The 22202-nt window shown below is 72.3% G+C and carries 22 protein-coding genes; 7 read left to right on the forward strand and 15 right to left on the reverse strand.

Translation table 11 applies throughout. The annotated features are described in order from the left end of the window. Positions 1–39: 39 nt before the first annotated feature. The 3 genes from AB0B57_RS21345 to AB0B57_RS21355 are packed head-to-tail and all read right to left on the reverse strand — an operon-like array spanning position 40 to position 3317. Positions 40–738, reverse strand: a complete 699-nt coding sequence (locus tag AB0B57_RS21345; RefSeq protein WP_357072312.1) for a hypothetical protein — start codon at positions 736–738, stop codon at positions 40–42. A gap of 24 nt (positions 739–762) precedes the next feature. Further along, a complete protein-coding gene (locus tag AB0B57_RS21350) occupies positions 763–1419 on the reverse strand; it encodes a DUF305 domain-containing protein (RefSeq protein ID WP_357072315.1) in 657 nt (218 codons plus the stop codon). Between the two features lie 14 nt (positions 1420–1433). Then, complete coding sequence (locus tag AB0B57_RS21355) at positions 1434–3317, reverse strand: sigma-70 family RNA polymerase sigma factor (RefSeq protein WP_357072318.1); 1884 nt, start codon at positions 3315–3317, stop codon at positions 1434–1436. Positions 3318–3634: 317 nt separating this feature from the next. On the opposite strand from AB0B57_RS21355, the gene AB0B57_RS21360 reads away from it, so the two are divergent. Further along, positions 3635–3820: a hypothetical protein gene (locus AB0B57_RS21360; protein WP_357072321.1), complete on the forward strand. Its 186-nt coding sequence runs from the start codon at positions 3635–3637 to the stop codon at positions 3818–3820. 218 nt (positions 3821–4038) lie between these two features. Beyond that, positions 4039–4851: an RNA polymerase sigma factor SigF gene (locus AB0B57_RS21365; protein ID WP_357072325.1), complete on the forward strand. Its 813-nt coding sequence runs from the start codon at positions 4039–4041 to the stop codon at positions 4849–4851. Positions 4852–4873: 22 nt separating this feature from the next. On the opposite strand, the gene AB0B57_RS21370 is transcribed toward AB0B57_RS21365, so the two are convergent. Then, positions 4874–5941, reverse strand: coding sequence for a DUF2855 family protein (locus AB0B57_RS21370; RefSeq protein WP_357072328.1), 1068 nt, complete (start codon positions 5939–5941; stop codon positions 4874–4876). Between the two features lie 69 nt (positions 5942–6010). Next, positions 6011–7222 carry a PP2C family protein-serine/threonine phosphatase gene (locus tag AB0B57_RS21375; protein WP_357072331.1) on the reverse strand — a complete coding sequence of 404 codons (1212 nt, stop codon included), beginning with the start codon at positions 7220–7222 and terminating at the stop codon, positions 6011–6013. A 271-nt stretch (positions 7223–7493) separates the two neighbouring features. Between AB0B57_RS21375 and AB0B57_RS21380 the strand changes: the two genes are divergently transcribed. After that, on the forward strand, positions 7494–8558 hold the full coding sequence (locus AB0B57_RS21380; protein WP_357072334.1) for an ice-binding family protein: 1065 nt from the start codon (positions 7494–7496) through the stop codon (positions 8556–8558). A 56-nt stretch (positions 8559–8614) separates the two neighbouring features. Here the strand turns inward: AB0B57_RS21380 and AB0B57_RS21385 are convergent, their stop codons facing one another. The 8 genes from AB0B57_RS21385 to AB0B57_RS21420 all read right to left on the reverse strand — a co-directional run bounded on the left by AB0B57_RS21385 (position 8615) and on the right by AB0B57_RS21420 (position 16544). Next, positions 8615–10105, reverse strand: a complete 1491-nt coding sequence (locus AB0B57_RS21385) for a glycoside hydrolase family 130 protein (RefSeq protein WP_357072336.1) — start codon at positions 10103–10105, stop codon at positions 8615–8617. Further along, entirely contained in the window at positions 10102–11154 is a 1053-nt protein-coding gene (locus AB0B57_RS21390; RefSeq protein WP_357072340.1) for a glycosyltransferase, read from the reverse strand. Before AB0B57_RS21390 ends, AB0B57_RS21385 begins: the two co-directional genes overlap by 4 nt. Continuing rightward, on the reverse strand, positions 11151–12287 hold the full coding sequence (locus tag AB0B57_RS21395; protein ID WP_357072343.1) for a glycosyltransferase: 1137 nt from the start codon (positions 12285–12287) through the stop codon (positions 11151–11153). The genes AB0B57_RS21390 and AB0B57_RS21395 overlap by 4 nt, the downstream gene beginning before the upstream one ends. A gap of 107 nt (positions 12288–12394) precedes the next feature. Continuing rightward, positions 12395–13399, reverse strand: a complete 1005-nt coding sequence (locus tag AB0B57_RS21400; RefSeq protein ID WP_357072346.1) for a glycosyltransferase family 4 protein — start codon at positions 13397–13399, stop codon at positions 12395–12397. Beyond that, the gene (locus AB0B57_RS21405) at positions 13396–13569 is read right to left on the reverse strand and encodes a hypothetical protein (protein WP_167454736.1); all 174 of its coding nucleotides are present in this window, start codon (positions 13567–13569) and stop codon (positions 13396–13398) included. The genes AB0B57_RS21400 and AB0B57_RS21405 overlap by 4 nt, the downstream gene beginning before the upstream one ends. A gap of 317 nt (positions 13570–13886) precedes the next feature. Further along, positions 13887–14918, reverse strand: a complete 1032-nt coding sequence (locus AB0B57_RS21410; protein ID WP_357072349.1) for a medium chain dehydrogenase/reductase family protein — start codon at positions 14916–14918, stop codon at positions 13887–13889. A 91-nt stretch (positions 14919–15009) separates the two neighbouring features. Further along, entirely contained in the window at positions 15010–15552 is a 543-nt protein-coding gene (locus tag AB0B57_RS21415; protein WP_357072352.1) for a TetR family transcriptional regulator, read from the reverse strand. A gap of 107 nt (positions 15553–15659) precedes the next feature. Next, positions 15660–16544 carry a helix-turn-helix transcriptional regulator gene (locus AB0B57_RS21420; RefSeq protein WP_357072354.1) on the reverse strand — a complete coding sequence of 295 codons (885 nt, stop codon included), beginning with the start codon at positions 16542–16544 and terminating at the stop codon, positions 15660–15662. Between the two features lie 133 nt (positions 16545–16677). Between AB0B57_RS21420 and AB0B57_RS21425 the strand changes: the two genes are divergently transcribed. Further along, positions 16678–17544: an oxidoreductase gene (locus AB0B57_RS21425; protein ID WP_357072357.1), complete on the forward strand. Its 867-nt coding sequence runs from the start codon at positions 16678–16680 to the stop codon at positions 17542–17544. A 34-nt stretch (positions 17545–17578) separates the two neighbouring features. On the opposite strand, the gene AB0B57_RS21430 is transcribed toward AB0B57_RS21425, so the two are convergent. Further along, complete coding sequence (locus AB0B57_RS21430) at positions 17579–18484, reverse strand: LysR substrate-binding domain-containing protein (RefSeq protein ID WP_357072360.1); 906 nt, start codon at positions 18482–18484, stop codon at positions 17579–17581. Positions 18485–18563: 79 nt separating this feature from the next. Between AB0B57_RS21430 and AB0B57_RS21435 the strand changes: the two genes are divergently transcribed. Both AB0B57_RS21435 and AB0B57_RS21440 read left to right on the forward strand, forming a co-directional pair. Then, on the forward strand, positions 18564–19391 hold the full coding sequence (locus AB0B57_RS21435) for an NAD(P)-dependent oxidoreductase (protein ID WP_357072363.1): 828 nt from the start codon (positions 18564–18566) through the stop codon (positions 19389–19391). After that, entirely contained in the window at positions 19391–19798 is a 408-nt protein-coding gene (locus AB0B57_RS21440; RefSeq protein WP_357072366.1) for a RidA family protein, read from the forward strand. Before AB0B57_RS21435 ends, AB0B57_RS21440 begins: the two co-directional genes overlap by 1 nt. A 53-nt stretch (positions 19799–19851) precedes the next feature. Here the strand turns inward: AB0B57_RS21440 and AB0B57_RS21445 are convergent, their stop codons facing one another. Further along, entirely contained in the window at positions 19852–21393 is a 1542-nt protein-coding gene (locus AB0B57_RS21445) for an MFS transporter (protein WP_357072369.1), read from the reverse strand. A gap of 105 nt (positions 21394–21498) precedes the next feature. Here AB0B57_RS21445 and AB0B57_RS21450 point away from each other — a divergent pair, with 105 nt between their 5' ends. After that, a complete protein-coding gene (locus AB0B57_RS21450) occupies positions 21499–21978 on the forward strand; it encodes a helix-turn-helix domain-containing protein (RefSeq protein ID WP_357072372.1) in 480 nt (159 codons plus the stop codon). The last annotated feature ends 224 nt before the right edge of the window (positions 21979–22202 follow it).

Below are 22202 nucleotides of genomic sequence, written 5' to 3' on the forward strand. Positions count from 1 at the left end.
TCACCACGGCAGCTCGATCACCACGGCAGACGGTCGGCGTCAGCTGTTGGCGTTCCAGAAGCCGACGAGGGTAGCGGTCCACCAGCCGAGCTGGGAGAGGGTGGCGGCGGCGACGCCGGGGAGCATGGCGGACCAGGGTGGACGGCCCCGCACCGCGACGAGTCGTTCCCGGACCCGGCCGAGGAACAGCCCGTTGACCCCGACCAGCAGCACCGCGAGCAGCTTGACCCAGACCAGCCCGGACGACGTGTCCGGGCCCAGGGCGGCGCCGCTGGCGAGCAGACCCACCAGGCCCAGCCAGATGAGCAGGTGCGCGGCCCGTGCGGCGGTCAGCACGGTGCCGAGCGGTTCCCGGCGTAGCAGCCAGCGGAGGCTGAACCAGTCCACCGTCAGCACCGCGCCGAAGCCCACCACCAGGCAGGTCAGGTGGCAGAAGAGGGCAACCATCCGCCAACCCGGCGAGAGGGTGACGTGTGGTGCGGCGAGGATCGCGAGCAGCCATCCGACGCTGACCGTCAGGATCGAGGCGGCCACGGCGGCGCGCCCGGCCGCGCGACGATGGCCACCGCGCCAACCCGCCGTCGGTGTCGAGACGAACGCGTCCGGCGGCCACGTTCCCCGCGTACGGTGCGTCGCACGCCGAGCAGGGCGGGCGACGTCCGACGTGTCGGCGCGGTGCGTCGCACGACGTGACGCCCGCGACGTGGAAATGTCGGCGTGCAGGTCAGCTGCCCGCATCGGCCGGTCCGGTGGACGGCATGCTCAGTTGACCGGCGCTGTCTCGGGCGCGCCGGGCCGCCTGTCCAGGGTGCTCAGCTCGGTGGTGCGCGCCTGCTGGATCCGGCCGGCGAGCGCCTTCAGCTCCGGGCTCCCACCGGCGGTCTGCTCACCCCGGCACAGCACCACGGTCTGCGCGAGGTGCGCTCGGAGCAGGGCAGCCGCCCGGGCCGGCACCTCGGCGTCCGGCGCGCCGCGCAACTCGGCGAGACTGGCGTCGGTGACCATGCCGGGCATCTGGTGCCCCTCGTGAATGTTCAGCTCCGGAACGTTGCCCGCGGCCAGCAGCCCCCGGAGGTCCCGCAACTCCGCCTGATGAGCCTCCCGGACCTCGCCGAGAAGGGCCCGCAGCGACGGGTCCGCTTCTGCCGGCCGGGTGTCGAGGTGCTCGAGCAACGCGAGCACACCCTCGTTCATCGGGATCAGCAGTTGGAGGAAGGCGTCGTCGGTGCCGTTGAGCAGCACGGGCGCGGTTGGCACCGGAGCGGCCGACCCGGCGGTGGGCGGCCGGTCGGAGCTGCTCCAACCCTGGGTGAGACCGACGGCCAGCGCCGTCGCGACCAGGGTCACGGCGACGCCGACGATCCGCCAGGCGTGGGCGGTGAACCCCTGGCGCTCGCCGCCGGTCTGGTGCTCGTCCATTCGTCCGCCCCCGCTCACCGGGCGGCTTGGAACGCGCGGCCGACGACTGTCGCCTCGGTGCCGTCGGTGAACAACCCGGATCGGTCCTGGCCGGTGGCGGGCAGACCGAACCAGGCGTACCGCTGCACGTAGGGCAGTTGACCGAGCATGGCGGTGGCCGCGGTGAGGAAGGCCGCCTGCTGCTCCTGGCTCGGGAACTGTTGACGGCCGGAGTCGAAGCGGATCAGGGCGAACTCGGTAAGCCAGATCGGCTTCCGGTAGCGCTGGTAGACAGCCTGCAGATACTGCCGGAGTTGGTCGACGGCGGTGGCGCTCGTGAAGTCGGCGCCGAACCAGTGCAGTGTGACGAAGTCCACCCGGTGGCCCCGGGCCTGGGCGCCGGTCATGAACCGGTCCAGCCAGCCCTGCGGATCCGGTGCGCCCCACGCCACCGCCGGGCTGCCCAGCCTGCTGCCCGTCGCCATCAGCTGCGGCCACAGGTCCAGCGCCTGCTCGACTGTCATGTTCGCCTGCTCGGGCAGGTCCGGTTCGTTGAAGGTGAGCAGGTCCGGCCCCGCCGCCTTCGCCCGGGCCAACTCGGCGGCGGTGACGTTCTCCGCGCCACGGATCATGGGCACGAAGGTCACGCCTCGCGGCGTGCTGATCCCCGGATGCTGGGTGCCCCACGTGTAGTACCAGCCGGCCTTCGAGTTCGCCAGCGCCTGACTGGCCCCGGCGAAGTTCCACACCCCGACGCCCTTGCGGGCGGAGCTGACCGCCGGGACGACCGGGGCCTTCGACGACGGTCGGACGCTCGGCGACGGCGGGACGCTCGGTGCGGCGACTGCGGTGGGCGCCGCGGACGGCGGCGCGGCCCACGAGGGTGCCGATGGATCATCCGGCAGGATCACCACCGCCGTGGTGATGGCGAGAACGGCCGCGGCCACCCCGACGGCGAGAGAGGGGAGCAGGCCACGAGGCCGGTTCACCGCGAGGTCGAGAGCGCTCGGACCGCCGCCCCCGTCGGTGGGCACACCACCGGCCGGGCTCTGCCCGGCGGCGTGCCCGGCCGTCGCAGGCTGGTGCCCGACGGCCTGCGCGCCCGCCGGAGACGCCGCCGCGCTCGGGAAGTGGGCGCTGAGATCCGCCGGCAACGGCAGCATCGGCAGTCCGGCGAGCAGCCGGTCGATCGGCAGCAGGGTGGTGCCCAGCCGGCCACAGAACGCGCAGTCGCGGACGTGTCGGGCCAGCCGCTTGCGCCACAGCGGGCTGGGAGTGCCGTCCCAGTCGGCGGTCGCGGCCACCAGGTCCGGACAACCAGGGCGGGCGCGCAGCGCGCGGACCACGCCGCGGGCGCTCTGGATCTGCTCCTTCATCCGGTGGATCCGCACCGCGACGTGTCCGGGCGACAGGCTGAGCGCGTCGGCGACCTCGTTGCGGGTGATCTCGCCGGTCTCCTCCAGCCACCACAGCGAGAGCAACTCCTGATCATCCGGGTCGAGCCAGCGGGTCGCCTCGGCGACCTCGCGTCGTTGGTCGGTGAGACCGAGCCGCAGGATGGTCATGCCGGCGAAGTCGGAGGCGGGGTCGGGCACGTTGTGGATGACGTCGAGCCCGGCGTCGCGGTTGAGCGCGGCACGTCGGCGCTGTTCCCAGTCGCGCACCTGGCGAATGGCGATCGCCACCAGCCAGGACCGGTACGCGGCCGGGTCGTTGAGCGCGGGCAGGTGCCGGATCACCCGTACCAACGTCTCCTGGACGACGTCGTCGACGTCGGCGTGGCCCCGCAGCGCACGCCCGACGATGTTGTAGACCAACGGGAGCGAGGCCGCGACGACGTCGTCGAGGGCGCGCTGGTCGCCCTGTCGGGCCGCGACGACCAACCCGACATCGGGTAGTGCTCGACCGGCTGACGGCATGGCTGTCACTCCTCAGGTGCTCATCCGCGCGGACCCGCGCAGTGTGCGCTGACCGCCCTCACGTTCGGAGACTGGCACCGACGGGTCGGATTACCGAAATTCTCGGCAACCGGGGGGTCCGCCGCGACCGGGGGGCGTCGGCGGTGCGTGCGGGTGGACGACGCCGGGTATGGTGCGGGGTGTCGGTGTCGCCGGGCGTTCGCCCGTGCACGAGACACCCTGATCGGGCGCCCCTGTGCGCGCCGCACCGTCCCGAGGTCGCACGGCGCGAGTGCCGTGGCCCGGACGCTCTCCATTCACCGAAGACAGGATCCTGCATGACATCGAACGACAACGCTCGACCCGCCCTGTTCCTCGCGACGTCGACCGCCGACGGGGCCGACGGGTCGGTGGTGACCTTCGACGACAGCGAGGAGGCCATGCGCCGGTTGCGCCACCCGTTCGCGGTGCAGCCTGCCCCGCAGAGTCCGGCCGCCGGCGACGACAGCAACCGCCGCGGCTGATCCGGCGGGCTCCGGCCCACTCATACTTTTGGCTAGTAATTAATAAGCCTTTCGGGTAGGGTCCGGGTCATCAAGTGAACGACATGACGCGGTGGCGAGGCCCGTGATCGTGGCCTTGCGACAGCGCATCTTCGCCCGTATGTGCGCTCCGGCGACAGGCCGGTTCGGAGATCTTCCGGTCGATCCGATCGACGGGCAGGTTTGGGAAGGGCATCCCCATGGCCAGCATCGTCGGCACCGCCACCAGCACCCGCGTCGAGCAACAGAGCAGCGACCAGAGCCCCGATGACCTCCTGGCCGCCCTGGCGACGACCGACGCGAACGACCCGCACCGCCCGGCCCTGCGGGACCGCGCCATCGAGGCGTGGCTGCCGCTCGCCCGGCACCTGGCCCGCCGCTACTCCGGACGCGGCGCACCCGACGAGGATCTGGCCCAGACCGCCTCGGTCGGGCTCATCAAGGCCGTGGACAACTTCGACCACAGCCGGGGCGTCGACTTCAGCGGGTACGCCATTCCCACGATCATCGGCGAGATCAAGCGATACTTCCGGGATCGCACCTGGGCGGTGCGCGTGCCCCGCCGCCTCCAGGAGCTGCGCCTGTCGATCAGCGCGGCGAACAACGCGCTGACCCAGACCCTTGGTCGCTCGCCGACCGTGGCCGACATCGCGTCGCACCTCGACCTGTCCGAGGAGACCGTCCTGGAAGGGCTGGAGGGCGCCCGCGCCTACCGGGCCACGTCGCTGTCCACCCCGGCCGGGGCCGACGGCAGTCGGGAGCTCGGCGACACCCTCGGCGGCGACGACCACGAGTTCGACCTCGTCGAGATCCGCGTCGCCCTCGGCCCGGCCCTCGCCACGCTGCCGGAGCGCGAACGCCAGATCCTGACCCTGCGCTTCTACGGCAACCTGACCCAGGCCCAGATCGCCGACCGGGTCGGCGTCTCGCAGATGCACGTCTCCCGACTCATCACCCGGTCGTTGGCGGCGCTGCGGCACCACCTCGCCGACCTCGACCACAGCGCGTTCTGAGGCTGGCACCGCCCTCGCCTGCTCAGAGTTGGACGACGTGACCCACCCGTGGCGGCGTACGACCGCCGAGGACGTCGAGCCACGCGCGCCGGAGAGCATCCGGCCCGGCACCGACCTGGACGTCGAGCCACCCGCTCACGATGGCGGTGAACCGCTGCCAGGCGTCGGTGAACCGCTGGTCGAGGCCGGCCCGGCCCCAGTCCTGGGCGCGCTTGCGCATCTGCACCGGCGCGAAGAACACCTCTTCGGCGGCGTCGGCGTTCGGCGTCTGGTTGGTGAGCCCGACCGCGATGTCCCGGACGAGGCGGTCGCCGAGGTGCCGGCGCAGGGCGGCGCGGGTCGCGGGTGCGCCGGACAGGTCGAGGTAGACGGTCGGCACCGCGTCCAGAGCACCGATGTCGTCGTACGAGACGACCTCGTCGTAGCAGCCGAGCGACCGGGTGAAGGCCAGGTTGCCGGGTGAGGTGAGCCCGACCAGGCGCGGCCCGCGACCGCGCAGCTCGAACGCGGCGGCGTACGCGGTCTTGCTCGACGCCGACGACAGCAGCAGCGCCTCGGCGCCGTAGAAGTCGTTGTCGACGACCTGGTCGGCCAGCATGAACGAGGTGAAGAACAGCGGTCGGAACAGGATCAGCAGATCCTCCTGGTCGGGCTGGTACGCCGGGTCACCGGTGGTCGACCGGTACGCGTTGTACGGTGACGGCAACTCGGCCCGGTGTGGGCTGGCGTCGCGGAAACCGGACGCGTCCACCCGGCTCGGCCGCACCAACAGGTGGCCGGAGGGCGGGAGGTAGCCGTAGACCCGCTGCCCCGCCTCGACGCCCTCGACCGTCGACGTGACCACCTCGGCGAAGCCCCAGAGCGGCGGCAGGCCCCACTGTGGCCCGAGCCCGACCGACGCCGGCGGAAAGAACTCCCAGTAGCGCATCGCGTCACCGAGCACCGCGTAGGTCACGTTGTTGGCGGTGAGGCCGACCCGGTCCACCCGCAGCAGCGCCTCGCCGTCGGCCACCGCGGGCGGGGTGCCATCGACGAGAGTGGTCTGCCCGAGGTCGTCACGCGCCACGGCGAAGGTCCATGAGTCGGCCATGAGCTGACGCTAGACAGCCCTCCCGACCGAGACAAGTGCACTGGGAGTGCAAAATCCCACTGTGCGCGGTCAGGACCGGGCGGCGAGGTCGCGGAGGTGCGCGAGCGGCAGGTGCGGCGGTCGCCACTCCACGAAGAGGGCGGTCGCGTCGTCCTCGAGCCTGTCGTCCTGGTAGCCGACGACGGCGCGGACCAGGCGACGCATCGTCTCCGGGCTGGGCAACCCGTCGTTGAGGGTGCGGTTGACGAAGTCGACGAGCCGGTCCAGCCCGAACTGTTCCCCGTCCGCGTTGCGCGCGTCGGTGATGCCGTCGGTGTAGGCGAGGATGCGGTCGCCCGGGTGCAGGTCCTCCACGTGTACCCGCGGGCGGCGGGCCGACAGGTGGCCCAGGCCGAGCGGCAACGCGGTCGGCCCCGGCAGCTCCCGAATGGCCTTGCCGTCGCGCAGCAGCATCGCACCGGGGTGACCCGCGTTGATCATGCTCAGTCGGCCGGTCCGATGGTCCAACTCCATGAGCAGCCCGGTCGCGAAGAAGTTCGGGTGCTCGGAACGCACCCACCTGTCGATGCTGATCGCCGTGTCGACCAGGTCGAGGCCACACCGGCGTGCGTTGCGGTACGCGCTGACCGCCAGCGAGGCCAGGGTGCTCGCCTTGATGCCATGGCCACAGGTGTCGAAGAGCCCGACACTGAGCACGTCGTCGTTCAGCGCGTAGTCGAAGATGTCGCCACCGACGTCGTAACAGGGTTCGAGGATGGCGGTGACCACCAGGTCGTCGGTGGCGAAGGTCAGCGGCGGGAGCAGGCCCCACACAATCTCGGCCGCGACCTGCATCGGGAGACGCCGCCGCATCCGCTCGACCACGTCACCGTAGAGCCGGCGGTTGACCAGGATCTGGGCGATGTTGACCGCCACCTCCCAGGCCGGCCCGTCCATGGCCACGTCGGCGGCCAGCGGCGAGACGATCTCCAGCACGCCCATCCGTTCACACCCGAGCAGCAGTGGCACCCAGACCCGATCCGGGTTGTCGGGCGCGCGCTGGATCTCCAGGCTGGTGAAGGCCCGGCCGGCCAGGGTCGTCTCGATCGACAGCTCGTCCCGGACGAGACCGGCGCCGAGCAGCGGCACCAGCAGGGACTGCGTGTAGTCGGCCAGGTAGATCACGATCTCGGTGGCGTCGATGGCGGGAGCCGCCCGGGCGACGAGCTGGGACAGCTCGTCCGGGCCACCCCGGGGTGCGTTGAGCTGTAGCCACCGCACCATCTCGCCGACGTCGCCCACGCTCCACCTCCCCCGGTCCGCTCCGAACCGTACGGCCACGGCAGGACGTGCGGTGACGCTACCTTGCCCCGCCGCGTTCCTCGCCCGCCGATCACCTACTCCCGGCGGGTCGGGTGCCCTTTCGTCCCAGGCGTCACAGCCATCTCAGTCGTTTCGCGACTATTGCGTATTAGGTGTGCAAAAGTCCGATTGAGCAATCCCATCGTGCGGCGTGGTTTCCAACCGCTGCACAACCGGCGTCTGGTGAGATGCCTTCGCGAAAGGGCACGTCGTGACAACCAAACTACTCAACCATCGACGACGCGCGGCAATGTCCGCCCTGGCGGCCGTCGCCGCCAGCGGCACAGCCGTCGCCGTCCTGATCTTCAGCGGCACCGGCGCGAGCGCCGCCGAGGCACCAGTCGACCTCGGTACGGCGGCGAACTACTCCGTGCTGGCCGGCTCCATGGTCACCAACACCGGGCCGACCTTCCTCGCCCAGGACCTCGGCGTCAGCCCCGGCAGCGCCGCGACCGGCTTCCCGCCCGGCCTCGTCGGCGGCGAGACGCACCTCGGCGACGCCGTCGCGTTGCAGGCCAAGAACGACCTGACCACCGCCTACAACGACGCCGCCGGCCGAACCCCGTTCACCAACCTACCCGCGGAACTGGGTGGCACCACGCTGGTCCCCGGGGTGTACCGCATCGCCGCCGCCCAACTGACCGGAGCCCTGACCCTCAACAGTCAGAGCGACCCGGCGGCGGTGTTCATCTTCCAGATCGACTCCACCCTCGTCACCGCGTCCGGCAGCAGCGTCGTCTTCATCAACGGGTCCTCGCCCTGCAACGTCTACTGGCAGGTGGGCAGCTCGGCCACCATCGGCACGGGCACCCGGTTTGTGGGCAACATCCTGGCCCAGGAATCGATCACCATGACCACCGGCGCCACCCTCCAGGGCCGCGCCCTGGCCCGGACCAGTGCCGTCACTCTCGACACCAACACCATCAACGCCCCCGTCTGCCTCCAGCCGACGGGCACGCCCACCCAACCGACCGGAACACCAACCGGCACACCGACGGGAACCCCGACGGGAACCCCGACCGGGACGCCCACGGGCACACCAACCGGTCAGCCCACGGGCACACCGACCGGCCAGCCCACGGGCACACCGACCGGCCAGCCCACGGGTAACCCCACCGGCCAGCCCACGGTCACGCCCACCCGCACGAGGCTGCCCGTCACCGGCGGCAGCGGCGGAAGCGCTCTGGTGCCCGTCCTGACCGGGATCGGCGGCGTCGCCGTCGCCAGCGGCGCGGCCCTGTTGCTCCTCTACCGGCGTCGGACGACCGACTCCTGACCGAGGTGCCCCGGCGGCCGGTGACCATCCGGCCGCCGGGGCAGCACCACCAACCGTCATCCGTCCCGCCCAGCCGCTGGCGGAGACTCCACCATCGCGGCGCGGAGGGCAGCTACCGGCACGGTGGCGAAACCCACCCGGGAGTCACTAGCCCCGTACGGCAGCCACACCGCACCGTCGTGGATGAGCGCCCCGCAGGAGTAGACGACGTTGGGTACGTACCCGTCCCGGTCGTCCTCGTCCGGCGACAGGAGCGCACCGGGAAGGTGCGCCACGACCCGCTCCGGTCGGTCCAGGTCGAGCAGGAGCGCGCCGATCGCGTACCGGCGCATCGGCCCGACGCCGTGGGTGAGCACGAGCCAGCCGGCGTCGGTCTCGATCGGAGATCCGCAGTTGCCGACCTGGATCAACTCCCAGCTGTCCCGCGGGCCGTGCAGCGGGATCGGTGCCTGCCAACGGTTCTCGCCGTCCAGGACGGTCAGGCCGATGGTCTCGCCGTCGGCGCGACACAGCGCCAGGTGCCGGCCACCGACCGTACGCGGAAACAGCGCGAGCCCCTTGTTGCGGGCACCCGGCCCGCGCATCGGGGTCGTCTCGAAGCGGCGCAGGTCGCTGCTGACCAGGGCGCGGGTGGCGATGCTCCGGCCGTCGTAGGCGGTGTAGGTGGCCCGGTACACCGGCCCGGACTCGTCGACGAACCGGACGAACCGCGCGTCCTCCATGCCGTTGCTCTCGGCCGGGGTGGCCGGCCAGAGCACCCGTTGGTGCAGCGGCGTGTCGGCGGGGAAGGCCGTGGCGTAGCTGCCGGCGTTGGTACGACGCAGTTGTTCGAGGGTGCCCAACCCGGTGCTGCGGGAGAGCAGATCGGGTGGCAGGGCGCCGAGCACCCGCTCGAAGGTGGCCTCGTCGTACCGCTCGGGCAGGGCGTCCAGCACGGTGGCGGTCACCTCGTTGTCGTAGTCCTCCTCGGCCAGGCCGGCGACGAGCAGGTCCCGGCGGTGCTGTACGCCCGTCCGCTGCCCGACGGCCAGCGGACCGGCCCGGTCGGCGACGGTGAGCTGACGCCCGGGTCCGAGGACCGCGGTGGCGAACCCGATGGACGACACGTGACCCTCGCCGATCTGGCGCAGGCTGACCGCGACGCGCAACTGCCCGGTGCCCAGACCGGTCTGGTCCGGGTGGGCCACCATGGACGGGTTGCAGAGGGCGGCGGCCTCGACGGCGTACTCGTGGCTGAAGTAGGCGCCGACCAGCAGCCGGCTGGTCGGCGAGAGGTCCCCAGCCCGGGCGGCACGGTGCCGGACGAGGTCGTAGTGGTGGTGGAACGTGCCGGCCAGGTCGCGGTGCCGGGCGCCGAAGCGGTCGAAGGTGTCCCGTAACAGCCGGCCGGCTTCCTCGTCGTCGAGGCGCGCGACCCGGTCGATGAGTGCCCGCGCCCGGGTGCGGACGACCGCGGCGTCCTCCCCCGGCACGAAGAGCTTGACGATGACCCGGGCGGGGTCCGGGGTGAGAGTGACCTCCTGCCGGACGGCCAGACTCCGGGTCACGACCACCGCCGGGCGTGTTGCAGGGTGGAGATGAGCGCGAGGGTGGACTCGGCGCCCTGGTTGAGGTTGGGTCCGTGCGCGGTCAGCCCGTCGTAGCCGCCGCCGGTCGCCGGGTCCCACATCGGCGTGCCCAGGTCGTTGTCGCCGAGGAACCAGCCGACCGCCTGCCGTACCCCGTCGTCCCACCCGGGGTCGCCGGTGACAGTGGCCGCCGTGGCACAGGCGTCGGCGAGCGCGGCGACCTCGATCGGCTGCTGGTCGTGGTGCAGCCGTACGGCGCCGTGCCGCCAACCGCCGACCGGCACCACCGACAGCCGCCCGTCGCGCAGCTGGACGTCGCGCAGCCAGGCCAACATCCGCAGGCCGTCGTCCAGGGGTGGGCCGCCCTCGCGCAGTTGACTGGCGACGATGACCACCTCGGCGAGGGCGGCGTTCGCGTAGGTCAGCTGCTCCCGTGGCCACGGCCAGCGCGGGTCGGAGCCCGCCGGGCCGACCGTGCTGGCCGCGTCCGCCAGCAGGGACGCGGCGGTGACGTGACCCGGGTGGCGGCGGAGCACCTCGGCCGCGCCCAGACCGGCGAAGGCCATCGCGTGCGGTGCCCGGGTGCGCCGGCCCGCCCCCCGGCTGAAGGCGACGAGCGCCTCCTCCCGTACCCAGGACGCGGGGCTGCGGGCGACGGCCGTGCCCAGGCCCCACAGCGCCCGACCCCACCAGTCGCCGAGCCCTGGTTCGTCGGCCCAGCGCCGGTCGTGCCCGAGCCGGTTGTGGAAGGCGCCGTCGGCGTGCTGCGCGTGGGTCAGGAACGCGAGGTAACGCTCCGCGAGCCGGATCAGCTCCTCGCTCGGCTCCGGCTCGCGGCTGACGACGACCAGGGCGCGGGACACGTCGTCGGTGCAGTAGCCGTGCTCGCGACGGACGATGGCGTGCCGGGCGTGCTCGAAGAGACCGGTGTCGTCGCTGAGCCGGATCAGGTGCGCGAAGCTCGGCGGGGGCGCCGTCACCACGCGTCCCCGCGTGGCTGTTCGGGGCCGGCCGGTGGTCGCGGTCATGCCGGCACCGCAGTGACCGCTGGCGGGCGGGCCTCGCTGAGCTGCTCCGCGAGCGTCTCGTACCGGGCCGCCACCGCCGGCCAGCGCAGGTGCGCGGCCAGCGGCCGGACCCGGCCGGCGAGCCGCGCCGGCAGGCCCGGCTCGGTCAGGACCCGCCGGATCGCCGCGGCCAGCGCCGCCGGGTTCTGATGGGGTACGACCAGACCCGGCCCGCCGGTCAGCAGCTCCACGGCGTGCGGGAACGCGGTGGCCACGACGGGCACCCCGGCGGCCACCGCCTCGATGAGTACGCCGGAGGTGACCTGTTCACGGGAGTCGTAGGGCAGGACCACCACGTCGGCGGAGCGGATCAACCGGCCCAGTGCCTCCTGGTCGTGGTAGACGTCCTGGTAGTCGACGGCGTGCGCGACGCCCAACTGGGCGCCGAGCTGGTGCAGCCCCGCCCGGTACGCCTCGCCGTGGTGCTCGACCACCTTCGGGTGGGTCCGGCCGGCCACCGTGTAGGTGGGTGTCGGTTCCAGATCCTGCAACCGCGCGAGGGCCCGCAACGACCACTCGATGCCCTTGCCGGGGCCGAGCAGCCCCCAGGTCAGCAGGTGCGGGCGGGTACGCCGCTCGACGGGTACGCCGGCCAGTTCGGCGGCGCCGTGCGGGATGACTGTCACCTTGGCCGGCGGCACGGCGTACCCGATCAGCAGCCGGTCCCGCGCGGTGTCGGTCATCGTGACGACCGCCCCGGCGGTGGCGACGATCCGCTCCAACAGGGACTTCTGCCGGGCGGTGGGCTGGCGGAGCACGGTGTGCAGGACCACGATGCTGGGCACGGTGAGTCGCCGCAGCAGCGGCAGGACGTCCTCGCCGTCGGTGCCGGGGTAGATGCCGTACTCGTGCTGGACGATCGCCACGTCGAAGGTGTTCAGGGCGGCCGCCGCGTCCCGCCAACCGGCCGGGGTGAGCGCCGACCAGGTGTGCACGACACCGGGCACCGGCCGCTGGTCGTCGCCGTGGTCGGTGACGCGGACGATGCCACCGCGCGTGCCGTCGGCGGTCAACTGGGCGGCGAGGGCGGAGTTGAACGTGGCCAGTCCACACCGGGTCGGTGGGTGGGTGCTGAGGAATCCGTAGCTGGGCATGAAACGTCGGGCCTTTCCGGTTGTCGGCCCTCGCCGGAGTACGGGGCGAGCCTCACGCGGGAACGGCGCACGCCGGTCAGCGTGTGTGACCGGCGGGGCGAGTTGGTTCAGCCGTGGACGAGCTGGTCGTAGACGGCGAGGTAGTCGGTGACCATCCGGTCCGCGCTGAAGCGCTGGAGGGCCTGCGCCCGGCACCGCGCCCGGTCCAGGTCGGCGACCCGGGTGACCGCGTCGACGGCCTGGTCGACGGTGTGCACGAGGAAGCCCGTCACCCCGTCGTCGACGACCTCGGGCATGGACCCCCGCCGGTACGCGACGACCGGGGTGCCGCAGACCATCGACTCCACCACCGACAGTCCGAATGGTTCGTCGAAGGCGATCGGGTGCAACAGTGCGGTGCTGTCACCCAGCACCTCCGCCCGGCGCCGCGGGCCCACCGACCCGAGGAACACGACCTGGTCACCGTCGATGTGCGGGGCCACCTGTTCGGCGAAGTACCGCTCGTCCTGCACGATGCCGCAGATGGTCAGGGGTCGGCCCGCCCGCCGGGCGATCTCGATCGCGGTGTGGGTGCCCTTGTCGGGGTGGATCCGGCCGAAGGCGGCCAGCCCGGGGCCGGGGTCGCCGGTGAACGGTAGTCCGCCGACGTCGACGCCGTGGTGGACCGTGGCGACGTAGTCGAGCGTCGGTGCCCGGTCGGCGTCGGAGATCGACACGTACGACGAGCGGGCTCGGGTGTAGGCGGGCAGGATCTCCGCGCCGGAGAAGCCGTGCACCGTGGTCAGCAGCGGGGCACGGCAGTGCTCGGCGAACGCCAACGGGAGCCAGTCGAGGTGACTGTGCACCAGGTCGAACTCGGCCGAGCGGGCCATCGCGTGGGAGACGTGCATCGCCTCCCACACCCGGCCGTCCAGGTCCGGGTCGTCCGCGTACCCCCGTGGGCAGACACCGTCGAGTTTCGCGGAGGTGACGGAGTCCAGTGTCGCGAAGAGCGTCACGTCGACGCCGTGGCTGGCCAGGCCCTCCGCGAGCAGGCCGGTCACCTGCTCCCACGGGCCGTAGTGGTGTGGCGGCGTACGCCAGGCGACCGGTCCGAGCAGGGCAACCCTCACGGAGATGGCGCGTCGGCGAGGTCTGCCGGGTCGAGGTGCAGGGTGGCGAGCAGGCCGGTGTGCTTCGCCGGGTCCACCCGCTCGGGCAGCTCGCGCTCGACCCAGTCGGCCCTGGCCTGCTGACCCCGGTCGCGAAGTGCGCTGACGATCCTGTGCCTGGCGATCCTCATCTGGTGCTCCCCTGGTTAAGGCGTTCAGAACGGTCACTCGCACGAACGGCGGTGGGGCCGGCCCACCGGCCGTCCGGGTTGCGATGACCAGCGAACCCGACAGCCGGGACGGGGCCGGCGATCAACAACACGACCAGCCGTCGCGGCGATGGGGATGACGATCGGTTACGCCCCTGACTGGGCTGGTGGCGACGGCGTCTGGCGGCCACCGGGATCCCGGGCGACAGGTCCACCGTACGCCCTCGGGGTGCGCGGGCGCACACGCACCGGCCGCCGGGCCGGCCGGAACGCGCCGCCCGGCGGACTGGATCCGCAGGTCAGGGCTCCAGCACCACCTTGCCAGCCCGGCTGCGCGCCTCGGCGAACACCAGGGCGGCGGAGACCTCGCTGAGCGGGTAGCGGGCGGCGATCTGCGGCACGATCACCCCTTGCCGCAGCAGGTCGAGCACGATGCCCAGGTCGGTGCGCAGGCGACGCCGGAAGGCGGTACGGCGGGTGAGCTGACCGGCCCAGAAGTTGTAGAAGCCGGCCCGGCGGCCGTTCGGCAGCGCGTTCCAGGTGTAGAGACGGGCCAGCAGTTTCACGAAGACCCACACGACCGACTGGCCGGTGCCCACGGCGGCGGCGTTGCCGTAGACGACGAGCGTGCCGCCACGGGCGAGCAGGCCGTACGAGGTGCGGACACCCGGGCCGCCGATCGGGTCGAAGACGGCGTCGACACCGCCCGGCGCCAGCGCACGGACGCGCGCGGCCAGGTCCGGGTCACGGTAGTCCAGCGGTTCGACGCCGAGGTCACGCAACCCGGGGTGGTGCCGTTCGGTCGCGGTGCCGATGACCCGCAGGCCGAGGTGGCGTCCGAGTTGGACGAGTACGCTCCCGACGCCACTGTTCGCGCCGTGCACGAGGATGGTCTGCCCGGCCCGCGGGTTGGCACTCTGCAACATCTGCCACGCCGTCACGCCGTTGACGACGACTGTCTCGGCGGCGACGGGGTCCAGATCCACGGGTACGGGGGCCAGGGCGTCGATGTCGACGAGCGCGTACGTGGCCCAGGCGCCGGTCTTGGTGACCGCCGCCACCCGGGTGCCGACAAGCGAGTCGTCGCCACCGGGGCCGACCGCCCGGACCGTGCCGACGAGGTCGTAGCCGGGTACGAACGGGAACTTCGGCTGGCCGGGGTAGCGGGCGTGGCGCATCTGCTGCTCGGCGAACGAGATGCCGGTGGCCTCGACCTGGACGAGCGCCTGCCCCTGGGCCGGGGTGGGCATGGCGCGGCGGTGCAGTTGGAGCCCGTCGGGCTCCACCACGCCGGGCAGCACCACTTCGGTGATCATCGCATCGGTGGTCATGGGAACCTCCTGGTTTGTAAGTGTGCACTCACACACTTCGCGGGGTAAAAAGGTGGGCCACCGTCGCGGCCCGGGGTTCGGTGGTCGGGTGTCAGGGGTGGCGGATGCCCGCCGTCAGCGCGCGGGCCCACGGCTCGGGGACCTGGTCCAGGCCGGCGGTGACGATCAGGTGGCAGAGCTGGCCGTACGCGAAGAACTGCTGCACCTGCGCGTCACTGGCGCCGGAGCGGTCCTGCACGAAGGTGGCGACCCGCCGGTAGCCGGCCCGCACCACCTGGGCGATCTCGGGAATGTCCGTGACGGCCTGCGCCTGCACCTGGAACAGCAGCAGATCGCGGTCGGCGATCAGCTCCGCGTAGGCACCGCCCATCGCGTCGAGGATCTCCTCCGCGCTGCCACCGGCGGCACGCTCGGCCCCGGCCTCGATCGCCGCGGCGATCCGCTCGAAGCACGTGTCGGCGGCCGCCACGAACAGCCCGAGCTTGCCGGCGAAGAGCCGGAAGACGTACGCCTCGGAGATGCCGGCGGCAGCGGCCACGGCGGTGACCGGGGTGGCGTGGAAGCCGGTGCGCGCGAACGCCGACACGGCGGCGTTCAGAACGGTGATCCGGCGGGCCTCGGCAGTCGATCGCATGTTAGTAAGTGTGCACTCACAAACAAGTGTCGTCAAGTGGAGGGCCCGTCGAGTGCCTGTCGAATCCGCCGGAGCGCCCCGGGGTCGCTCACTCCAGGGGGTGTCGCTCACTCCAGGGGGTAGAGCCGGGCCGGATCACCGGGCCGCAGGCTGTCCGGGATGTCGTCCGCCCGGGTGCTGGCGGCGATCGAGCCGAGCAGCGCCAGTGAACGCGCGGACTCCGTACCGGGCTCGGCGTGGTAGATCACCAGAAGCTGCCCGTCGGCGCCGGCAACGGCGAGCTTGTCGCAGTACAGGTCGAGGTCACCCACCTCCGGATGGCGCAGCCGGCTGACCACACCCTCCCGTCGACGCACCTCGTGGCGCGCCCACAGTTGGCGGAAGCAGTCGCTCTTGAGGGACAACTCCCCCACCAGCGCCGTCAACCGGGGGTCATCGGTGGCACCGCCCGAGTCGGCGCGCATCTGCCCCACCACGCTCTGCATCGCCTGCCGCCAGTCGCGGAACAGCTCCCGCTCGGCCGGGTCCAGAAACACCGCGCGGAGCCGGTTCGCACCCGGGGCGAGGTTCGGCGACAGTGCCCTCGCCATCGGGTTCGAGGCCAGGATATCGAGGTAGCGGTTCTGCACGAAGGCCGGCATGTCGAGCTCCCGCAGCAGGTGCAGGATGCTTGCCGGCACCCGCTCCGCGGCCGGTCGGACCGCCCGGCGCGACCGCGTGCGGCTCAGCCCGATCAGGTACGCGGTCGCCTCCGGGTCCAACCGGAGCACCCCGGCGAGGGCATCGAGGACCTGCACCGAGGGATGCCGTTCGCGACCCTGCTCCAACCGCAGGTAGTAGTCGGCGCTGATGCCGGCAAGCATCGCCACCTCCTCACGCCGCAGCCCCGGCACCCGGCGCAGGCCCACGCCGGGGCCGAGCCCGACGTCCTCGGGCCGGGTCTGCTCCCGGCGGGCACGCAGGAAGTCGCCGAGCGGGTTCGTCGCGTCCATGACACCGACGGTAGATCGCCGGGTGGCCCAGTGACTGGCTGTGTCACTACCAGGAACAGCTCGCCCTGCCGGCCGCCCCGGCTACCGACGCACAGTCGACGCATATCCACTCCGATTACGGATAGAGGACGACATGCGCGAGAACCTTCCCGGCGGAACCGTGACCCCCGCCGACGGCCTCACCCTGAGCCGGATGGGCTACGGGGCGATGCAGTTGGCCGGCCCGGGTGTCTTCGGCCCACCCCGCGACCGCGAGCAGGCGCTCGCCGTGCTCCGCGAGGCCGTCGACCTCGGTGTCCGGCACATCGACACCAGCGACTTCTACGGCCCGGTGGTGGTCAACGAGCTGATCCGCGAGGCGCTGCACCCGTACCCCGAGGATCTGCACCTGGTCACCAAGGTCGGCGCGCGCCGCGGCGCCGACGGCTCCTGGATCCCGGCGCTGCAGCCGGACGAACTGAAGGCCCAGGTCCGGGACAACCTCCAACACCTCGGCCTGGACGTCCTCGACGTGGTCAACCTGCGGGTCGGTGTGGCGGAGGGCACCGGCGACGATCCCCTCTCCGAGCAGTTCGGCGCCCTCGCCGAGCTGCGGCAGGAGGGGCTGATCCGGCACCTCGGGCTCAGCAACGTCACGCTCGACCAGCTCACCGAGGCCCAGGCCATCGCCCCGGTGGTCACCGTCCAGAACCTCTACAACCTCGCCAACCGGCAGGACGACGCCCTGGTGGACAGGTGCGCGGCGGACAACATCGCGTTCGCCGCGTTCTTCCCGCTCGGCGGGTTCACGCCGTTGCAGTCCGACACACTCAACGACGTGGCCACCCGGCTGGGCGCCTCGCCGCAGCAGGTCGCCCTGGCGTGGCTGCTGCAGCGCTCCCCCACCACGGTGCTGATCCCCGGCACCTCGACGCTGGCGCACCTGCGGGAGAACCTCGCCGCCACCGACCTGGAGCTGCCGGCCGACGCGATCGAGGAACTCGACACCATCGGCGGGTGACGTCGGGACGGGGGCCGCCGCACGGCGGCCCGCGTCATCCGCCCGCTTCGCTCAGGCCCGCCGCCCGGTCCAGATGGGTGAGGAACCGCCGCACCGCCGGTGGTCGGCTCCGCCCAGCGACGGTCGCGGCGAAGATCCGCCGGACGGAGACGTCGTCGGGGTGCAGGCGGAGCAGAGTCAGGTCGGATGGAGCGGCGCGTACGGCCAGGGCCGGCACCAGCGCGACGCCCAGACCGGCCGCGACACAGCCCAGCTTGCCGGTCCACTCGGCCGCGACGATGTCGATCCGCGGGCGAAAACCCGCCGGCAGCGTCGCTCGCAGCAGCGTCTCCTCGGCGGTCGCCGAGCCGGCGATGAACGACTCGTCGGCCAGGTCGCGCAGGCGGATGGTCCGCCGGTGGGCGAGCCGATGCGTCCGGGGTACGGCCACCAGAAGCGTCTCGTCGACGAGGTGGTGCAGGTCGAACTGGTCGCCGTCGAGCGGCTGGTCCGACGCGGCACTCACCACGGCGACGTCGGCGTCGCCGTCGACCAGGCGCTCCAGCAGCCCGGGCGTGAGCCCTTCGACAAGCGACAGGACCACCTCGGGATGCTCGGCCTTGAAGCTGGCCAGCGCACGTGGCACGAGCGCGGCGACCGCCGTGGGGAACGCGCCGACCCGCAACCGGCCGGCGGACAGGTCGCGCAGCGCCGCCAGGTCCCGCCGGGCGGTGTCCAGCCGGTCGAGCACCGCCTCGGCGTGGCCGAGCAGACAACGGCCCTGCTCGGTCAGGGCGACGCCGCGCGGCAGCCGGTCCAGCAACGGCGACCCGGTCTCGGCTTCCAGCGCGGCGATCTGTCGGGACACCGCCGACTGGGTGTAGCGCAGGCTGCGGGCCGCACCCGTGATGGAGCCGTGCTCGGCGACGGCACGGAAGACCTGGAGCGCGTTCAGCTGCATCTTGCCATCCTTCCCCAGCATGGCAGCGATGCGTAACAGTCGCTGGTGGCATGGCTCAGTGCCCCCTAGCGTTGGCGATATGAACGAGATCGCCCTCTTGGGTACGGGCACGATGGGCACCGCGATCGGCCGTCGGCTGCTGGCCACCGGGCATCGGCTCACCGTCTGGAATCGCACGGCCGCCCGCACGGCACCGCTCGTCGACGCCGGGGCGCGCGCCGCCGGCAGCCCAGCCGAGGCGGTCCGCGACGCCGACGTGGTGATCACCATGCTCACCGATGCGGTAGCCGTCCGGCACACGCTTGTCGACTCCGGTGCGGCACTGGCGCTGCGGCCGGGCACCCCCGTGATCGAGATGTCCACAATCGGCCCCCGGGCCGTGGCCGAACTGGCCACGCTGCTGCCGGCGGGAGTCCCGCTTGTCGACGCTCCGGTCGCCGGCAGTGCCGTAGCTGCCGAGACGGGCCGACTCGTGGTGTTGGCCGGCGGGGAAGAGTCGGTCGTCGAGCGGGTCGCCTCGCTGCTGGGGACGTTGGGCACCGTCCGTCGCTGCGGCGGCTCCGGCCGGGGCGCCGCGTTGAAGCTGGTGCTCAACACCGCGCTGGTCACCGCGGTCACCGCAGTCGCGGACGCGCTCACCGTCGCGGACGCCGTCGGCGTCGACAGACGTACCGCGATCGATGCACTTGGCACCGGGCCACTCGGCGGCGCGGTCGCCCGGGCGACCGCCACGGACGCCGCGTTCGCCGCCGCCCTGGCCGCCAAGGACGCCCGGCTCGCCCTCGACGTGCTCGGCGACGCGCCGGCGCCCCTGCTGCGCGCCGCCGCGTCGGCGTTGGCGGCCGCGCGCCATCCGCAGGACGACATCGCCCGTCTCACCGACACCGCCGCAGCCGAGGAGAAGTAGTGAACCTGACCCTGGACAATCCGACGACTGTCGCCGCGCCGTTCGGCGACCGGTTCGCGCACGTCGCCCGCCTCGACCTGCCGGGGGGCGCGCTGCTGATGCTCTCCGGTCAGGTCGGGGTGGACGACGCCGGCGCGGTGGTCGCACCCGGCGACGTGCGGACGCAGTCCGAACGGATCTTCGAGTTGATCAGCGCACTGCTCGCGGCGCACGACGCCACCTTCGCCAACGTGCTGCACGTCCGGACGTTCATGACCGACCTCGGCGACCTGGCCGACTACGCGGACGTCCGCAACCGCTACTTCGGGCAGACCAGGCCCGCCAGCACCACCGTCGAGGTGAGCCGGCTCTTCCTCGACGGCGCGGTGCTGGAGGTCGAGGTCACCGCGGCCGTGACCACGGCTTGACCACCATCGGCTGATCTTCGCAGCGCGGGTCGGCGCGGGTCGGCGGGCTGGCCTCAGTGCTGGTGCGGCCGGTTGCGCACCAGGGCGAGGGTGAGCACGGCGGTGACGAGGAAGACGATGCCGTTGACGCGCAACCCGGCCTGGACGCCGGCGGTCAGTGCCTCGGCCAGCGCCGCGCGTACCGGATCGGGCAGTGGTTGGTCGCCGGTGGCACCGGCGGCCACCGCGGCCCGCACGGCGGTCCGGGTGGGTTCGCCGACCTGGTGCGCGGCCAGCCGGTCGGGCAGGTCGGCAAGCATCGTGGTGGTCAGGAGCGTGCCCAGCAGGGACGAGCCGAGCACCGAGCCGACCTGGCGCGCGGCGTTCACCGCTCCGGCGGCCATGCCGGCCTGAGCGGGCGCGACGCTGGCCAACGCCGCCGCCGTCGCCGGGGCCACCACCAGACCGCTGGCGGCACCGAACAACGCGAACAGCGCCCAGCGGTGACCGAACGACGCGGTCGGCCCCTGGGTCGCCAGACCGAAGCTGGCCACCGCACCGAGGACCAGGCCGAGGGCGATGGGCGCCTTGAAGCCGGTACGACGGATCACTCGCCCGGCACCGAAGGCGACGAGCACGTAGGCGCCGAAGAGCACGAGCATCCGCCAGCCGGTGTCCAGCGGGCTGAGTGCCTGGGCACGTTCGTGGAAGAGGACCAGCAGGATCGCCACGCCGGTGAAGCCGAACAGCGACACCGCGGCGACGACCGTGACGGCGCTGAACGACGCGGACCGGAACAGCCGTACGTCGAGCATGGGCGCGCTGGCCCGCCGCTCGACAAGCACGAACCCGACAAGCGCGACAAGCGCGGCGATCCAGGCCGCCAGCACCACCGGGCTGGCGTAGCCGTCCTTGCCGCCCTGGATCATCGCGTAGACGGCGGCGGCGATGGCGACGGTGCCCAGCACCAGGCCGGGTACGTCGAGTCGGTCGGCGCTCGGCCTGGACTCGGCCACCCCGATGGCGGCCACGACGAGGGTGATCACGCCGAGCACGATCGTCGACAGGTAGACGCTGTGCCACGAGTGGTGCCGCAGCAGCGCGCCGGCGATGAGCGGGCCGATCGCGAGGCCGACGCCGGAGGCCGCCGACCATGCGGTGATGACCTCGGTACGTCGGTGTGGGTCGGTAAATGTCGCACCGAGGATCGCCAGGCTGTTCGGCAGGATCAGGGCCCCGCCGAGGCCGGCGACCAGCTGGCCGGCGATCACCCAGGCCACGGTCGGAGCGCCGGCCACCACGGCGGCGCCAACGATCATCGCGACGACTCCGGCGCCGAACATGCGCTTGCGTCCGTAGCGGTTGCCCAGCGTGGCGGCGGACAGCACCACGCTCGCCACCATCAGGGTGTAGGCGCTGGGCACCCAGATCAGGGTGGTCGGGTCGACCCGCAGGTCCTGTTGGATCGTGGTCAGGGCGGAGACCGTCGCGGTGATCTGGAGGAACGTGATCATCGCGCCCAGACACATGGCGATCAGGGTCACCGCACGGGAGCCACGGACGGCGGAACGGACGGCGCCGGCCGATCCGGGTGGAGCTGCGGTGTCGCTGGTCACTGCACTTCCTCAGGGGCTCGTCGAGCTGACTTGCTCATGCCGAAGCCAGCGCCTTCCAGTGAAGCACCTGACTAACCACTATGCAAGTCAGGTAGGCTTGACGGCATGGAGGATCTCCGGGACGACCGCGACTCCTGGTCGAGTGAGAACTGCTCGGTGGCCCGAGCCATGGACATCGTGGGCAGCAGGTCGACGGTCCTGATCATGCGCGAGGCCCTGCTCGGCACGCGCCGCTTCGACGACTTCGTCCGCCGGGTCGGCGTCGGCGAACCCGCCATGGCCGCCCGACTCAAGGAAATGGTCGCCGCCGACCTGCTCGAACGAATCCCCTACCGCGAGCCGGGGCAACGCACCCGCCACGAATACCAGCTCACCCGCAAGGGCCGCGAACTCCTGCCCGTCATCACCGCCCTGCGCAACTGGGGCGACACCTGGACCGCCGACGACGCCGGCCCGTCCGTCGTCGCCACCCACCACGGCTGCGGCCAGCCGGTCCGCGCGGTCCTCCGCTGCGCCGCCGGCCACGACGTAGAGGACGGCGACATCGACATCGCCGCCGGCCCAGGCCTCATCCGGCGCGGCTGACAGCGCCCCCGACCGCCCAAGCGCTTCCGCGTCAGCGGCGGACAGGCTGGACAGGCTGGACAACCCGCGCACGGACAGGCTGGACAACGGACACGAGTAGGCGCGGACCTGGACGCCGGCCCGGACAACGCAGAGGTTGTCCGTGCCGCTCCGTTGTCCGCCGCGCCGGTCCGGTTGTCCGTTCCGCTCCTTGTCCGTGCCGCTCCGTTGTCCGCGCCTGTCTA

It is taken from the genome of Micromonospora sp. NPDC049101 (genome assembly GCF_040648675.1).
Taxonomy (GTDB): domain Bacteria; phylum Actinomycetota; class Actinomycetes; order Mycobacteriales; family Micromonosporaceae; genus Micromonospora.

Coding starts and splice junctions, on each gene's coding strand:
- AB0B57_RS21350 (WP_357072315.1), bottom strand. CDS start 1,419: ATGGACGAGCACCAGACCGGCGGCGAGCGCCAGGGGTTCACCGCCCAC.
- AB0B57_RS21355 (WP_357072318.1), bottom strand. CDS start 3,317: ATGCCGTCAGCCGGTCGAGCACTACCCGATGTCGGGTTGGTCGTCGCG.
- AB0B57_RS21345 (WP_357072312.1), bottom strand. CDS start 738: ATGCGGGCAGCTGACCTGCACGCCGACATTTCCACGTCGCGGGCGTCA.
- AB0B57_RS21370 (WP_357072328.1), bottom strand. CDS start 5,941: ATGGCCGACTCATGGACCTTCGCCGTGGCGCGTGACGACCTCGGGCAG.
- AB0B57_RS21435 (WP_357072363.1), top strand. CDS start 18,564: ATGAACGAGATCGCCCTCTTGGGTACGGGCACGATGGGCACCGCGATC.
- AB0B57_RS21365 (WP_357072325.1), top strand. CDS start 4,039: ATGGCCAGCATCGTCGGCACCGCCACCAGCACCCGCGTCGAGCAACAG.
- AB0B57_RS21425 (WP_357072357.1), top strand. CDS start 16,678: ATGCGCGAGAACCTTCCCGGCGGAACCGTGACCCCCGCCGACGGCCTC.
- AB0B57_RS21415 (WP_357072352.1), bottom strand. CDS start 15,552: ATGCGATCGACTGCCGAGGCCCGCCGGATCACCGTTCTGAACGCCGCC.
- AB0B57_RS21450 (WP_357072372.1), top strand. CDS start 21,499: ATGGAGGATCTCCGGGACGACCGCGACTCCTGGTCGAGTGAGAACTGC.
- AB0B57_RS21390 (WP_357072340.1), bottom strand. CDS start 11,154: ATGACCGCGACCACCGGCCGGCCCCGAACAGCCACGCGGGGACGCGTG.
- AB0B57_RS21395 (WP_357072343.1), bottom strand. CDS start 12,287: ATGCCCAGCTACGGATTCCTCAGCACCCACCCACCGACCCGGTGTGGA.
- AB0B57_RS21420 (WP_357072354.1), bottom strand. CDS start 16,544: ATGGACGCGACGAACCCGCTCGGCGACTTCCTGCGTGCCCGCCGGGAG.
- AB0B57_RS21405 (WP_167454736.1), bottom strand. CDS start 13,569: ATGAGGATCGCCAGGCACAGGATCGTCAGCGCACTTCGCGACCGGGGT.
- AB0B57_RS21410 (WP_357072349.1), bottom strand. CDS start 14,918: ATGACCACCGATGCGATGATCACCGAAGTGGTGCTGCCCGGCGTGGTG.
- AB0B57_RS21360 (WP_357072321.1), top strand. CDS start 3,635: ATGACATCGAACGACAACGCTCGACCCGCCCTGTTCCTCGCGACGTCG.
- AB0B57_RS21430 (WP_357072360.1), bottom strand. CDS start 18,484: ATGCAGCTGAACGCGCTCCAGGTCTTCCGTGCCGTCGCCGAGCACGGC.